General features: G+C 47.1%; 11 protein-coding genes. 2 read left to right on the plus strand and 9 right to left on the minus strand.

All coding sequences use genetic code 11. The annotated features are described in order from the left end of the window. Nucleotides 1-29: 29 nt before the first annotated feature. The 4 genes from AC6R05_RS01015 to AC6R05_RS01030 all read right to left on the minus strand — a co-directional run bounded on the left by AC6R05_RS01015 (nucleotide 30) and on the right by AC6R05_RS01030 (nucleotide 6,840). A complete protein-coding gene (locus tag AC6R05_RS01015) occupies nucleotides 30-3,149 on the minus strand; it encodes an efflux RND transporter permease subunit (RefSeq protein WP_500646298.1) in 3,120 nt (1,039 codons plus the stop codon). Nucleotides 3,150-3,151: 2 nt separating this feature from the next. After that, nucleotides 3,152-4,864 carry an efflux RND transporter periplasmic adaptor subunit gene (locus AC6R05_RS01020; protein WP_500646299.1) on the minus strand — a complete coding sequence of 571 codons (1,713 nt, stop codon included), beginning with the start codon at nucleotides 4,862-4,864 and terminating at the stop codon, nucleotides 3,152-3,154. Nucleotides 4,865-4,873: 9 nt separating this feature from the next. Then, on the minus strand, nucleotides 4,874-6,370 hold the full coding sequence (locus tag AC6R05_RS01025; protein ID WP_500646300.1) for a TolC family protein: 1,497 nt from the start codon (nucleotides 6,368-6,370) through the stop codon (nucleotides 4,874-4,876). A gap of 62 nt (nucleotides 6,371-6,432) precedes the next feature. After that, entirely contained in the window at nucleotides 6,433-6,840 is a 408-nt protein-coding gene (locus AC6R05_RS01030; protein WP_500646301.1) for a hypothetical protein, read from the minus strand. 379 nt (nucleotides 6,841-7,219) lie between these two features. Here AC6R05_RS01030 and AC6R05_RS01035 point away from each other — a divergent pair, with 379 nt between their 5' ends. Beyond that, nucleotides 7,220-7,561: a hypothetical protein gene (locus tag AC6R05_RS01035; RefSeq protein WP_032552962.1), complete on the plus strand. Its 342-nt coding sequence runs from the start codon at nucleotides 7,220-7,222 to the stop codon at nucleotides 7,559-7,561. 109 nt (nucleotides 7,562-7,670) lie between these two features. Here the strand turns inward: AC6R05_RS01035 and thiE are convergent, their stop codons facing one another. Then, entirely contained in the window at nucleotides 7,671-8,288 is a 618-nt protein-coding gene (gene thiE / locus AC6R05_RS01040) for a thiamine phosphate synthase (RefSeq protein WP_500646302.1), read from the minus strand. A 341-nt stretch (nucleotides 8,289-8,629) separates the two neighbouring features. Between thiE and AC6R05_RS01045 the strand changes: the two genes are divergently transcribed. Beyond that, complete coding sequence (locus AC6R05_RS01045; protein ID WP_500646303.1) at nucleotides 8,630-10,576, plus strand: methyl-accepting chemotaxis protein; 1,947 nt, start codon at nucleotides 8,630-8,632, stop codon at nucleotides 10,574-10,576. 131 nt (nucleotides 10,577-10,707) lie between these two features. On the opposite strand, the gene thiM is transcribed toward AC6R05_RS01045, so the two are convergent. The 4 genes from thiM to AC6R05_RS01065 all read right to left on the minus strand — a co-directional run bounded on the left by thiM (nucleotide 10,708) and on the right by AC6R05_RS01065 (nucleotide 13,937). Then, the gene (thiM, locus tag AC6R05_RS01050) at nucleotides 10,708-11,496 is read right to left on the minus strand and encodes a hydroxyethylthiazole kinase (RefSeq protein WP_500646304.1); all 789 of its coding nucleotides are present in this window, start codon (nucleotides 11,494-11,496) and stop codon (nucleotides 10,708-10,710) included. Between the two features lie 8 nt (nucleotides 11,497-11,504). Further along, a complete protein-coding gene (gene tenA / locus AC6R05_RS01055; protein WP_150870216.1) occupies nucleotides 11,505-12,191 on the minus strand; it encodes a thiaminase II in 687 nt (228 codons plus the stop codon). An 8-nt stretch (nucleotides 12,192-12,199) separates the two neighbouring features. Next, on the minus strand, nucleotides 12,200-13,132 hold the full coding sequence (locus AC6R05_RS01060; RefSeq protein WP_390521102.1) for an ABC transporter substrate-binding protein: 933 nt from the start codon (nucleotides 13,130-13,132) through the stop codon (nucleotides 12,200-12,202). A 61-nt stretch (nucleotides 13,133-13,193) separates the two neighbouring features. After that, nucleotides 13,194-13,937 carry an ABC transporter permease gene (locus AC6R05_RS01065; RefSeq protein WP_500646341.1) on the minus strand — a complete coding sequence of 248 codons (744 nt, stop codon included), beginning with the start codon at nucleotides 13,935-13,937 and terminating at the stop codon, nucleotides 13,194-13,196. Between the last annotated feature and the right edge of the window lie 46 nt (nucleotides 13,938-13,983).

A 13,983-nucleotide genomic window follows, 5' to 3' on the forward strand; every position in this document is an offset into this window, starting at 1 on the left:
GCCATTTAATTCAATAACCTAGAGAGAACCTATTTCAGATCTCGCTGTTTCCACAAAACAAAAATGGCGGGGATCACCAGCAGAGTCAGAAGTAACGCTGAGGCCATGCCTCCTATCATTGGGGCTGCAATTCTCTGCATGACTTCAGAGCCTGTACCCTGCCCGTACATAATTGGAATCAAACCGATGATTACCGTCAGAACCGTCATCATCACCGGACGAACTCGTAAGCCAGCACCTTCACGAATCGCATCCAGCAGATCCTTGTGCTGCAGCGGTGTGTACGCATTCTCGTGGTCTTGTTTTTTGAAGTTCCACGCTTGGTTGAGGTACACCAACATAATCACTCCGATCTCCACTGCAACGCCGGCCAAGGCAATAAAGCCAACGCCTACGGCTATCGAAAAGTTGTAACCGAGGTAATGCATCAACCACACCCCGCCAACCATCGCGAGCGGTAAAGTCAGCATGATCACCATGACTTCTCCAACACGTCGGAAGCTCAAGTAAAGTAAGAGCATGATGATTGCAATGGTGATTGGCACAACAATGCTCAAGCGCTCCTTAGCTCGCTCCATGTATTCGTATTGCCCAGACCAAGCCAGCGAGTAGCCAGCAGGAAGCTCTAATTGTTCTGCCACCGCACGCTTGGCATTTTCGACATAAGTTCCTAAGTCACGTCCTTCAATATCAACAAATACCCAACCGTTTGGACGCGCATTTTCCGTCTTAATCATTGGCGGACCATCTTCGTAACGCACGTCAGCGACGTCGGCTAACGCGATGCGCGCACCATTCGCCGTTATCAAAGGCAGGTTTTGCAACTTGATCACCGAATCGCGATACTCTTGCGGATAACGAACATTAATCGGATAACGCTCTAAACCTTCTACCGTCTCACCGACATTCATTCCGCCTACCGCTGTTGATATCACTTGCTGTATCTCAGCGATGTTTAGGCCATAACGCGCAGCAGCTCGGCGATCAATGTCGATAGTGACATAACGACCACCAGCTACACGCTCCGCATAGACAGACGCTGTTCCCGGTAAGTCATTAAGAATGGGTTCAATATCTGCCCCTATCTTCTCGATCACTTTCAGATCAGGTCCTGCAATCTTGATCCCGATTGGAGTCTTAATCCCCGTCGCCAACATGTCGATACGAGTTTTGATTGGCATAACCCAAGCATTGGTTAGGCCCGGGAATTGAATCAGGTTATTTAGTTCATCACGCAGCGACTCCGGTGTGACACCGTCACGCCAAGTGTCTTTAGGTTTAAACTGAATCACCGTCTCAATCATGGTTAGTGGCGCTGGATCGGTCGCTGTTTCTGCTCGGCCGATCTTGCCCCACACCGTTTCTACTTCAGGAATAGTTTTAATCAACTTATTGGTTTGTTGGAGTAATTCACGCGCTTTACCTATCGAGATACCCGGATAGGTCGTCGGCATGTACATCAAATCTCCTTCATCCAGTGGCGGAATAAACTCGCTGCCTAGCTTACTGGTTGGGTAATACGCAGATGCCATCAAGGCCAGTGCAACCATGATGATCGTTTTCGGGAAACGCAAGCTTAGGTTAAGCAATGGGCGATATAGACCAACCAAGCCTTTATTGATTGGATTCTTATGCTCAGGAAGCACCTTGCCACGAATGAAGTAACCCATAAGCACAGGAACTAAGGTGATCGCCAAGCCCGCAGACGCCGCCATCGCGTAAGTCTTGGTGAACGCAAGTGGAGAGAACATCTTGCCTTCTTGCCCTTCCAATGCGAACACAGGCACGAAACTCAAGGTAATGATAAGTAATGAGAAGAACAGCGGTGCGCCCACCTCTTCTGCGGCCTTGCCGATCACTTGCCAACGATTGTTGTCATTCAGCGGAGTGCGCTCAATATGTTTATGCACGTTCTCAATCATCACGATCGCGCCATCAACCATAGCCCCGATAGCAATTGCGATCCCGCCTAGAGACATGATGTTAGCGTTGATTCCTTGCCAGTGCATCACGATGAATGCCGACAAAATACCAACTGGAAGGCTCAGTGCGATGACTAATGATGAGCGAATATGGAATAGGAATAACGCGCACACAATCGCGACCACCAAGAACTCTTCAGCAAGCTTCTGCCAAAGGTTTTCTACTGCCGAGTCAATCAAGGTTGATCGGTCATAGGTCGCAACAATCTCAACCCCATCCGGCAAGCTGCGCTGTAACTCATCAAGCTTTGTTTTTACCTCCGCGATCACCTCACTGGCGTTCTCACCAAAGCGCATAACAATGACTCCGCCAACGGCTTCACCTTCACCATTAAGCTCTGAGATACCACGACGCATCTGAGGGCCAAGATTCACATCAGCAATATCACCTAGTAATAACGGTGTACCTTTAGCGGTCACTTTCAAAGGCAGTGCTTTGAGATCGTCAATACCACTCAAATAGCCCGACGTGCGCACCATATGCTCAGCTTCTGCCACTTCAATAACTGATGCACCTGTTTCTTGGTTACCGCTTTGAATAGCATTGTTGACCTGCTTCAGTGTTAGGTCGTAGGCACGCAATTTAGCGGGATCAATTTGCACTTGATACTGCTTAACCATGCCACCGACTGTCGCGACTTCAGACACACCATTGACGGTTTGCAGCTCATACTTTAAGAACCAATCTTGAAGGCTACGAAGTTCCGCCAGATCATGCTGACCAGTTTTATCTTGTAGAACGTAACTGTAGATCCAGCCAACACCGGTCGCGTCTGGGCCAAGTGTTGGCTTAGCACTGGCTGGCAGCTTAGGCGCGACTTGGCTGAGATATTCCAACACCCTTGAACGTGCCCAATACATGTCAGTGTCATCGTTGAAGATGATATAAACGTACGAATCACCAAAGAACGAATAGCCCCTAACGGTTTCAGCACCAGGTACTGCGAGCATTGCTGTAGTAAGCGGATAGGTCACCTGATCTTCTACCACTTGCGGCGCTTGTCCCGGATAGCTGGTTTTGATGATAACTTGTACATCAGAAAGATCCGGAATGGCATCGACAGGCGTATTTTTCACACTGTAGAGGCCTCCTAAAGTCAGAGCGATAGTGGCGACAAGCACTAAGAATCGATTGCTGATCGACCAGCGAATAATTGCATTAATCATCACTACTCCTCAGCCGACTCAATTTTCTTCAACACGTAATCCGTGCCAGATTTCACCACGAGGAAACGCACTTTTTGTCCCTCTTTGTAATCATCAAGTGGAATGTCATCGCTAGCAGTGAAATTCATCTCTCCAGCTTGCCACTGCCACTCATCAACAGCTTGGTGATTCACTGTGATCATTCCAAAATCTGCCATCAGCATGGTGATATCGCCTTCGACCCAGACTTCCGTCGCCATTGTCTTATCACTTTGGCTCACTTCGGTGACTTGGAATTGCCCTGAATCCGTCTTCTCCATTTTAAAATCGATCGCCTGACCGTTCGCTAAGCCAGATAAATCAACCTCATCAGAGAAGGTAAAGTCCATCACCATTCCCGGCCAATCCCACTCAGGAACCGGTTGATGCTCAATGGTTGCCATGCGGTGTCCCACCATCAGATTGGTGATACTGCCTTTTGCCCACACGGAATCGCTCATCTGCATTGGCTCTTCATTGATTGAAGAGATTCGAGACAAATCTGCCGTTTGGCTAGACTCCGAATCCAACATGAAGTGAGCAGAAGTAACGACGCTCACACCCTGTTCGAGACCTTCAAGCACTTCGACACGATCGCCCGCTTCACGCCCTACACGAATACGATGTGAGCGATATTTACCTTCACCTTCAGACAACATCACTCGCGTCATGCCACCCGAGTGAATCACCGATGAACGAGCTACTGTAAGAACTTGATCGTCACTTTCTGGTTTGAGCGTGATGTTCGAGAACATATTCGGCTTCAGCTCACCATCAGGATTGGGGAACTTAAGACGCACTCGCAGTGTTCGAGTGGTTGGATCTAGGATTGGGTAAATGTAATCCACACGACCGCTCCATTCACCACCCGGAACCGCATCTAACGTCATCGAAGCTGCAGTGCCTTGTGAAATCCAGTGTGCTTGACGTTCAAACACCTCGGCATCAACCCAAACTTCTTCCAGAGGGCCGGCGCTAATTACCGCTTGAGCAGGAGAAAGATAACCACCCTCTCGAATATTTAAGGTTGCGATAACTCCATCGGCTGGCGCTTTTATTTCTATGGTTTGCGATGCTTTGCCACGTCTCACGATTTGATTGATTTGCTGTTTATCAACTCCCAAAGAGACCAGTCGTTCTTTAGCACCTGAGATCATACCTTTACGACCCGTTTTATAAGCGCTCAACAACTCTTCTTGTGCCTTAACTAACTCTGGAGAATAGAGTGTAAACAACACTTCACCCTTGGATACAGTTTCACCTACCGCATTAATAAATAGGTCTTGAACCCACCCCGCCGCACGGACGTTGGTCTGCCACAGACGACTTTCATCAAAGGCAACGTAGCCCACCGTCTCTATTTTTGGCGTCAAAGGTTCTAACATCACAGATTCGGTTTTTACCCCAAGGTTGTTTTCCACCGCAGGATCAATGGTGACCGTCCCAGGTTTATCTTTTTTTCCTGCCAAGTCATCAGCATAAACAGGAACTAAGTCCATCCCCATAGGTGACTTACCCGGCTGGTCTCGTTGATAGTTCGGATCCATCGGGGCAACCCAATAAAGCGGCTCATCTGCGCTTTTTTCTGACATTTCTCCACTCATAGCAGCGTGGTTCATCGGGAAAAATTGGCTCGCACCAACACCGATTGCTGCGCCAACGACAAGAGCAATACTTGCGACTGTAAATGATTTCATGATGTTTCCTTATTGCGCTTGTGGCGTTGTCTTTGATGATTGAGAAGGCTGGTGATATGAGCCACCAACAAGCGCAGCCAATTGACTGTTAACTATGTTTAAATCCGTGATTAATCTCTGCTGTTCTAGCTCGATATTGAGCGCGTTAGTCATAGCAGTGATCACGTCATTAAATTGCGCAGTGTTATTTTGATAACCGCGTTCAACGGCCTTTGTGGTTGCATCAGCTTGAGGAATAAAGCTGTTTTGATAACGTTCGATACGCTGAGATAGGTTGTCTCTATCCACCAAAAGCGCGTTTACTTTGGCGTTCATTTGACTAAGAAGCGTCTCTTTCTGAGCACGTGCAGAACCCACTTGGTACTGAGCAGCTTCAACACTCTTGTCTTGACGATTACCCGTAAACAATGGGATATCCATAGTCACATAAGCACTGACCAGATCTGACGCCGGATTACCTTGCATATTATTCGCTTGTCGATAGGCGTACATCACCTCGACGCCGAACTGAGGTAGATACGCTTGCTCTGCAATCTCTACTTGCGTTTCGTTGACGGTGATAGCCGTATCCGCAGCACGAACCATAGGGTGTGACTGCAATAGAGCGTAGTATTGAGATTGACCAACGTAAGGCTTCAACTGACCTTCTAAAGCTTGCCAACTCAAAACGTTACTGGCCTGAACAGATTGAGTTTGTGCGCCTGATTGTGACGCATCTGCAGCAAAATTTGCCTGTGATGAACTCAACCAATCTGAACCTAACCACTCAGAAAGCTGAGCGATAATTCGACGCTGTTGCTGCTGATTTGCTTGCAGCTTTTCATCAAACTTAGCGACATTCAGTTGAGCGTTGAGCAGGTCCTGAGCTTCGCTGTTACCGATCCCATAATTGGTCTCAATAAAACGCTCAAGCTCTACCATTAGACGGCGCGTTTCTAACAAGGTTGAACGTGCGGCTTGTTGATAACCAAGTTCCAACCATAGTGTGGTAATGGTGTTGGTGATTTCTCTTTCTCGGACAGCAACTTGCAAGTCAATACCATCTGCTTGCTGGCTTGACTGGCGCTCCTTTAAATCCAACGTCGAACCACGTTCAAACTGCTGCATTAACCCAACAGAAATATTGGTCATTGGATCTTCGTCGAACTTAAAACTATCGACAGGAAGGCCGCCAAAACCCACTTTTAGTTTTGGATCACTGAGGGTGGCTGAAGCGACACCCGCATGACGAGTCGCTTGAGATTGAGCGATGATCTGCTGACGACCGCTATCACGCTGCAAGGCTTGGTCAATAAGCAGTGCTAACTGGCGCTCTTGGACTTGTAGAGTCTCTACTTCGCTAGCAACAACAGCATGACTTCCGTTTGTAGAGGTCACTGCCTCATTTGACGATGCTGCCATCACAAATGCAGGCATCGCTATCAAGCTGGTGCATATTGGCAACACCAACCATCTCGATTCAATATTCACAAGAATAAATCCATTTTGTGGCGTTAAAAAACGCATAGATCGCACCTAGGCTCAACCTCGTAGGTCGGTCTTAGGTAATGAGATTTGGGAATTGTGAATTAAGCGGAAGGCGGTCTTAGAATAGACTGAATACGTGCTACTTTACTGCCAATAATCACAGAGTGATGAGGAGCAAGCGAATAGGAAAAACTGGATAAGGAATTGATAGATTGGATTGGGTAAGACCAGCTCAGGCAGATGGACACACAGCAATTGGCGCCCATGTCCCCACCGTGTGAGCAATGAGAAGTCTCATGTTGTCCCATATCATGCATAGATTGATCATCACTAGAAACATCACACATTGAAGACATTGCATGAGTCATCATACTCGCGTGATGGCAAGACATCGTCTCTCTATCCATCATCTGCATTTCCATGGTTGACGCACTGGAGACAGACGTCGACATCAACATCGCAAAGATGCTGAAGATCGTAATCCAAAATGTCTTAAGTGAATGCGTCATAACCAATCCATATATTTTGAACCGTCACTATAAAGGTTACCCCAAGGGTAAGGTCAATGACTCTTTAGACAAATATAGCTCCAATACTGATTAAGCGCTCATTAAATAGACTTATTGATGCTTTTCTACCAATTATCTTTGTCGTCTAGACAAAACACCCTAGTTGATGTCGTCCAGACACAAATTTACTATGCGCAACATCAGTTTTAACAACGAATCTTCAAATACTTAGAAGCGTCGGTTAATCCGTGGTCATTAAACAGGTCATTTTTGAATCTCGATTCGTCCCCAGTTTATGAGCCCATTTGGTGCTCGTTTCTACCTGAATGAACCTTTGGAATTATTTGTGAACGTTTTAAAGAATATTTGCCCACTTAAAATGGGGAAAGAGCGTGACAAGCGCGAGTATGATTTGCGCGTACTGAATCGTGTTAGTGATAGTGAATATGCTTCACGCATGGCAATTTGGGACACTCTGCTAATGGGTAAGCCAGCAGCAAGTGAAATGAAAGGGTTTATGGATGAGGCTTTCAACAAGCTTCAAAATGAACTGAAAGAGACCAGCCGCGAGTTGTCGATTAACTACACCGACTTTATTGCTATGGCGCATGAAGAAGTGAATTACATCAAGATATTCGTGGCGGATAACAAGGTGCAAATCGGTTGGTACATTGCTATCGCTTTGACGATTGCAGGAACAATCGCGCTTTGTATGCAGTAAGCTGAGTTCAGCTCATACAGAACTCACCAAAATATGACTAGAAAACAAGTTACTCGTTTTGAGCCGTTGTTTTCTAGTCAATTGAAATCTGAGCTACTCGATTTCTAAATTACCCCATCAAAGAGAGCAGATGCTGAGCGGCAGCTTTGGGATCATCAGCCTGACAGATAGCTGAAACTAAAGCTAAACCATGCACGCCAGTCGCCATCAACTCAGGGATATTACTCTCATTAATTCCACCAATACCAACGATAGGCAGTTTCGTCGTTTCAAGCGCACTCTTTAAACCTTCAACACCCCAGTGCTTTTTAGTATTGGTTTTGGTTGGTGTCGCAAAGATCGCACTCAAACCGATGTAGTCAATTGGAAGGTGTTCCGATTCTTTAAGCTGCTGTTCATTCTCAATCGAAAGACCAAGTATTTTATCTTCACCAATCAGACGTCGCGCTATCTCCGCAGGCATATCTGACTGACCAAGATGAAGCCCATCAGCATCCACGGCCAATGCCACATCCACGCGATCATTAATGATTAAAGGGACACCGGTGCCTTCCAAGATAGCCTTTACACGCTGTGCTCGCTCAATGAACGCTCTGACGTCACCATGCTTTTCTCGCACTTGAACCATAGTTACACCACCAGCGACCGCTTGCTCCACCACATGTTCTAGTGTGGCTAAGTCTTGTTGATCATCAGTAACAAGGTAGAGTTTGTAAGGGTTATTCATTGATTTCGGATCCTTTTAATGCACTCAGGATTTATCACAGCGCTTTTTATTGTTGATCACCTAGTTTACCGTTTGATCGCGTTGGGCACATTAAAATCTCACCTTCCATAGCGCCTGCTATAGCAAACCTTATCGCACTGTTCGCTATAGCATCCTCACAATATGTTACTAGGCACACATAAAACCACTCAAAAACTCTAAAACCAGCACTCAAAGACAACAAAACACCTACAAGTGACACATTAATGTTACATTTTGCATGCTCTTACATCTTAAATGTGAAATACTCTACGAGTACTTACAGGCAAGAATACAGTGAAACGCGGATTATAAGGATGTATATGCGTCAACTATCTATCTCTTTAAGAGTGAAACTGGGTTATGCGATCTGCTTACTCTTTTTCATCATCTCGGGCTTTGTTAGCTTTCAAGGGATCCAAACCCTGTCTAACGGTTTTAAACACTACAGTCTATTGAGTGGGCAAGCTGAAGAGTCCAGCAATATTGAAACCCACTTTCTACAAATGCGCCTCACCTCTGAGCGCTACCTAGCAACGCTTGATGACCAATATCAGCAAGCTTATCTCGCCAATAAAAGCGACATCGACCAACAACTGCAATCTTTACTCAGCCAAACTCAACACGCCGATAGCTTAGAACGCCTTTCTCAGGTTCAACAGAGCATTACTGCCTTTGACCAAGCTTACCAGTTGATGAGTCAGAGCCAGCAATTAATCCACCAGCTAGTCACAGTTGAGATGGTGAAAAGAGAAGAGAACGCGCTCAAAGCGGCTCAGAGCCTGCTTTACGAGTCATACAATAACGACGACTCCAACGCGAGCCTATACGCAGGGATGCTAATGGAGAACTTCTTAGCCGCGAAAATCGCAGTGCTAAGCTACTCAAACGACGGAAATCCAAAAACCTACGAAACAGGGCAAGATCTGTTTGAATATGCCCTACCCGGCATTGAGGGTGATATTCGCTCACTAGAGTCATCAGATTACCAAGCAGAATTGATCGATAGCTTCACCGATCAGCGCGAAGCCTACGCAGCAGGGTTTGAGCAAGTCCACCAACAGAAACTTGAGAATGCTCAGCTTCAAACCCAACTGACCAGCCTAGGTGATACCCTCGCCATTGCCGTATTAGATGCACAATCTATTATCGAGCAGCAGAAAAACGCACTTATCCCAGAGCTCGAACTCAGCGAAGAGCGTTCAATTCAAATCATCGTATTACTCACAGGCATTGCATTATTAGTTGGGACAACGAGTGCGATTCTTGTTACTCGCTCCATCAACAAGGGGATCGCTCAGGTTAAAGAGATCACCAATGAGCTGGCACAAGGTAATTTGAGTGTTGACGTTAAAGTTACTGACCAGAATGAGATTGGTCAGTTACTGGAGAACATGAAAACCACCATCGAGTCTCTGCGCGATATCGTTCAACAAGTAAATGCTTCCAGCTTACGCATTGGTGAAATGTCAGAGTCACTCGATAGCGTGACCACAACGGGTTCAAACAACGCGTCGCGACTCAATGACGAAATCATCAACATCTCATCAGCGGTGTCTCAGCTTGCATCAAGCACGTCTGAGATTGCATCTAGCGCTAACCATGCTTCTGAAGTGGCAAGCCAAGCGACTTCAAACGTTGCGATGGGTCTAACAGAAGTGGACAAAACCCTGCAAGAGATTGGCCAAGCAGACGAGCAGATGCAGCTTAGCAGCCAGAAAGTGAGCGACCTGCATGCTGAGTCGATGAACATTGGCGCAATTTTAGAGGTAATTCAGGGCGTAACCGAGCAAACAAACCTGCTCGCACTGAATGCTGCGATTGAGGCGGCGCGAGCTGGTGAGCAAGGCCGTGGCTTTGCCGTAGTTGCAGATGAAGTACGTACTCTAGCGAAACGTACTCAAGAGTCTGCTAGCCAGATCAATGATTTGATCACCTCATTGCAGCGCGGCGCTAAAGACGCTCTCGAGTCGATCAAAGAGAGCCATGGCACTGTATCTCAAGCTTCGACGCAGGCGCAGCAGGCCTCTCAAAACTTGCATGTGATTAACCAACATATTCAAGACCTTAACCAAGCAAATAGCCAGATTGCAGTTTCGGTCGATGAGCAAGATAGCCTGACTCGCTCTCTAGGTGACAACGCTCAAGGCGCGAATACCATCGCCCAGAGTAACCAAGAATCTGTAGCTAAAATTTCGGAAGCGGCGAGCGATCTTACTGAGGTTGCACACCATCTTAAGAGCCAAGTTGACCGCTTTAAAAGCACCTAGCTTGCGTCGCAGCCACAGCCAATTGGATATATCTCAATAAAAATAACCCCGAGTTGTTAAGACTCGGGGTTATTGTTTTGGGTTTTAGATAACTTCTAAACTGTCAATTAAGTTATCAGTCAAACTGTAAGCTAAGCCGTCAGTTTTAGACGAGCAGTAAGCGTCTCTTCATCTAACTGATACAGCGCATCGAGGATATTTAGCTGCAAGCTGCCTGGTCCTTGCGATTGCTCTGCTGCGATTTCTCCAGCAACACCAAGTACCGCAGCGGCAGCCAAACCGCTGTTATCGCCAACCGCAGCAAATGCCCCAGTGAGTGCAGACAGCGTACAACCCATACCCGTCACGTAAGGCATCATGGCGTGACCGTTGTTCAGTTGCGTCACCGAGTCCGCAGTTACGACATAGTCAGTCTCGCCAGAAATCACCACGCTTGCGTTGTATTCAGCTGCAAGGAACTTGGCAGCACCTAATGCTGCATCACTGCTATCTAATGCATCAACACCTTTGCTTTGAGCTTGTTCACCCGCCAGTGCAATGATCTCTGAAGCATTAGCGCGAATGATTAAGCGGTCTGCCTGTTGAGCAATACGACGCGACGTGTCGGTTCTAAGCTGGCTAGCACCACAGCCGACAGGGTCAAGCACCACGGTTTTTCTATTCGCATTTGCTTGCTCAACAGCAAAGTCCATACGCGGCGTCCAAACACTGTCTAACGTACCAATATTGATCACCAATGCGCCTGCAAAAGACATCATCTCAGCCATTTCCTGCTTTGAGTGTGCCATGATAGGTGACGCGCCCAATGCCAGCAGCGCGTTTGCACTGTTATTCATAACCACATAGTTGGTGATATTAACCACCAATGGTTTCTGTTCTCGAACCGCTTGCAGAGCGCTTGTGATCTGTTCAATAAGCATAAAGACCTCTAGTTAATGTTGGGTAATACAGCATCGCTTGCATCAAGTCCTTGCTGCCAAAACGCCACTTCCATGCGTGTCGCCGTCTTAAAGATGTGAATCAAGTTCTGTCCACGTTGGCTATTGATATCAATTTCCGCCAATAGCTGGTCGAAATACTCAGCCCCTGCCGCTACGCCACTTTGGAACTCTTCGCCACCATATAACTCAATCCAGCTGCGGTATGGGTTACCTTCCAAGACTGTTTTCGGATCTTCCAGTAATGCTTTGCCAATCACAGCATAACCGATAGAGCATGGTGCCAGTGCCGCGTAGAGATCAACCAAATCCCCCGTCATACCGGCATCCAGTACATAGCGTGTATACGCGACAGTCCCAAAGTCTTCCGGTTCATTTTCTAGGTCCGACTCAGTCAGCCCCCACTGCTCACAATAAGTCACGTGATGACCAATTTCAGAATCCAACAGTGCATGCACACTTGGCAATGCACGACGCATATCCGCCAGCGTGTTAGCTTTGTAAATCGCTAACGCATAAGCACGGGCGTACTGCTTTAGGAATAGAAAATCTTGCTTCAAGTAGTGAAGAAAACACGGCTGAGGCAGAGTACCTTGCGCCAGCGTTTGCACAAACTCATGCTCGGTGTAGTCCTGCCAATCTTGCTGACAAGCTGTGATTAAATCTTGATATTTCATGATGTTCCTTATTCGAACGTCGGTACGTAGTCAGCCGCTTTTGGCAGTGATTTGATGATGCCTTTGTCGTACATGAACTGTGCGTAATCATCATAACGCTTATGATCGACTGCCGATGGGCGAAGTGCAAAACGCGTTAGAGTGTCGTTCCATGCACGCTGGTTCAGCTCGTTGTTAAGAGTGTCTGGCGAGTAAGCAACAAACTGTTTCCAAGATTCAGTTGGGTGGTTCACGATGTAGGTCGTTGCTTGCTCTAGCGCTTTGTTGAACGCTTTGATCGCCGCTTCATCACGTTTGTTAGCATTTGCAACAAAGATCAGCTCATCGTAAGCAGGTACACCGTGCTCTTCTGGGAAGAAGGCTTTTGCTTTGTAACCTTCAAGTGCTAGTTGGTTAGTTTCAAAGTTACGCAAGCCCCCCCAAATCGCATCTACTTTGCCAGAAGCTAGAGACGAAGAGAGTGCCCAACCCACATTGATGGTTTGAACGTCAGTAAACGCAACATTTTCCTGCGCTAGCATAGTGCCGATCGTCGCTTCTTCGTTACCCGCAATCGCAATACCAATCTTCTTACCTTTAAGATCGGCCAGTGAATCATTCTTGCCATTGTCCAGAACCATTAGCGTGTTCAATGGTGTTGCGATAAGCGTAGAGGCTCTCACTAATGGAAGACCTGCTGCTACGTCGATCGTCAGGCTTGGTTGGTAAGTCACAGCAAGATCAACACGCCCTGCCGCTACAAGCTTAGCGGGTGTACTTGGGTCCGCTGGCTCCTGAATTTCTACCTCTAGCCCTTGCTCTTCAAAGTAGCCACGCTCGTGTGCAATCACGATAGGCCCATGGTTCGGGTTTACAAACCAATCTAGCATCAGCGTTACTTTAGTTTCATCTGCCATAACATGACCTGAAACCAACGAAGCCATTAGAGCAGCAGCGCTCATAAATTTACTGTTTTTCACGATTAACCTTTCCTTTTGAACTTTCTATTTTTATAGATTTTGTTTAGTTGTGGCTTTCCCAAGGGATCGCCTTTTTGAGTAATTTGTCTGTGACAAAGTAGAGTGAGATAGAGAGCACAGCTAAGATAAATAGCGCAGCAAACATCTCATCAATAATCATTCGTGCGTTAGCTTGTAGCATCAGGTAGCCAAGCCCTTCACTTGAACCCACCCACTCACCGACAACCGCACCAATTGGTGCAATCACTACAGCCACACGCACACCTGATGCCAAAGTCGGCAGTGCCGCTGGCAGCTGAATATGACGTAACCTTTGCCATTTGGTGGCGCCCATAGTTTGAGCCAGATCGAGATAGCCACGCGGGGTATTGCGTAAACCGTCGTAGCAGCACGTTGTCACTGGGAAGAAGATAATGATCGCCGCCATTACAACCTTGGAGGCAATACCGTAGCCCAGCCACAGCATTAGTAGCGGAGCGATCGCAAACACGGGAACAGCCTGACTCGCAATCAAAATAGGGAGTAGCCAACGCTTTAAAGGCTCAAACAACAGCATTTGCAAAGCAAAGAACAGCCCCATAGATAGGCCAAGCAGAAGTCCGAGTAGGATCTCTTGCGCCGTGACCCAAGTGTGTTTGAGCAAGACGTCATAACGTTCAATCAGCTTATTAAACACTTCCATAGGTGCAGGCAGAATGAAGCTCGGCATTTCGAAAACCACGACCACCAGCTGCCACAGGCCCAGAATAATCGCGGTGCTTATCACGACACGCAGTAACGGGCTCATAGAGCTATCCTTATGGTTCAATACCGATTGAGGTTTGGTTAGCGCT

The organism is Vibrio sp. R11-SG3-ISO9 (genome assembly GCF_059834255.1).

Coding starts and splice junctions, on each gene's coding strand:
- AC6R05_RS01015 (WP_500646298.1), bottom strand. CDS start 3,149: ATGATTAATGCAATTATTCGCTGGTCGATCAGCAATCGATTCTTAGTG.
- AC6R05_RS01020 (WP_500646299.1), bottom strand. CDS start 4,864: ATGAAATCATTTACAGTCGCAAGTATTGCTCTTGTCGTTGGCGCAGCA.
- AC6R05_RS01025 (WP_500646300.1), bottom strand. CDS start 6,370: ATGCGTTTTTTAACGCCACAAAATGGATTTATTCTTGTGAATATTGAA.
- AC6R05_RS01030 (WP_500646301.1), bottom strand. CDS start 6,840: ATGACGCATTCACTTAAGACATTTTGGATTACGATCTTCAGCATCTTT.
- AC6R05_RS01035 (WP_032552962.1), top strand. CDS start 7,220: ATGGGGAAAGAGCGTGACAAGCGCGAGTATGATTTGCGCGTACTGAAT.
- thiE (WP_500646302.1), bottom strand. CDS start 8,288: ATGAATAACCCTTACAAACTCTACCTTGTTACTGATGATCAACAAGAC.
- AC6R05_RS01045 (WP_500646303.1), top strand. CDS start 8,630: ATGCGTCAACTATCTATCTCTTTAAGAGTGAAACTGGGTTATGCGATC.
- thiM (WP_500646304.1), bottom strand. CDS start 11,496: ATGCTTATTGAACAGATCACAAGCGCTCTGCAAGCGGTTCGAGAACAG.
- tenA (WP_150870216.1), bottom strand. CDS start 12,191: ATGAAATATCAAGATTTAATCACAGCTTGTCAGCAAGATTGGCAGGAC.
- AC6R05_RS01060 (WP_390521102.1), bottom strand. CDS start 13,132: ATGAGCGCTGCTGCTCTAATGGCTTCGTTGGTTTCAGGTCATGTTATG.
- AC6R05_RS01065 (WP_500646341.1), bottom strand. CDS start 13,937: ATGAGCCCGTTACTGCGTGTCGTGATAAGCACCGCGATTATTCTGGGC.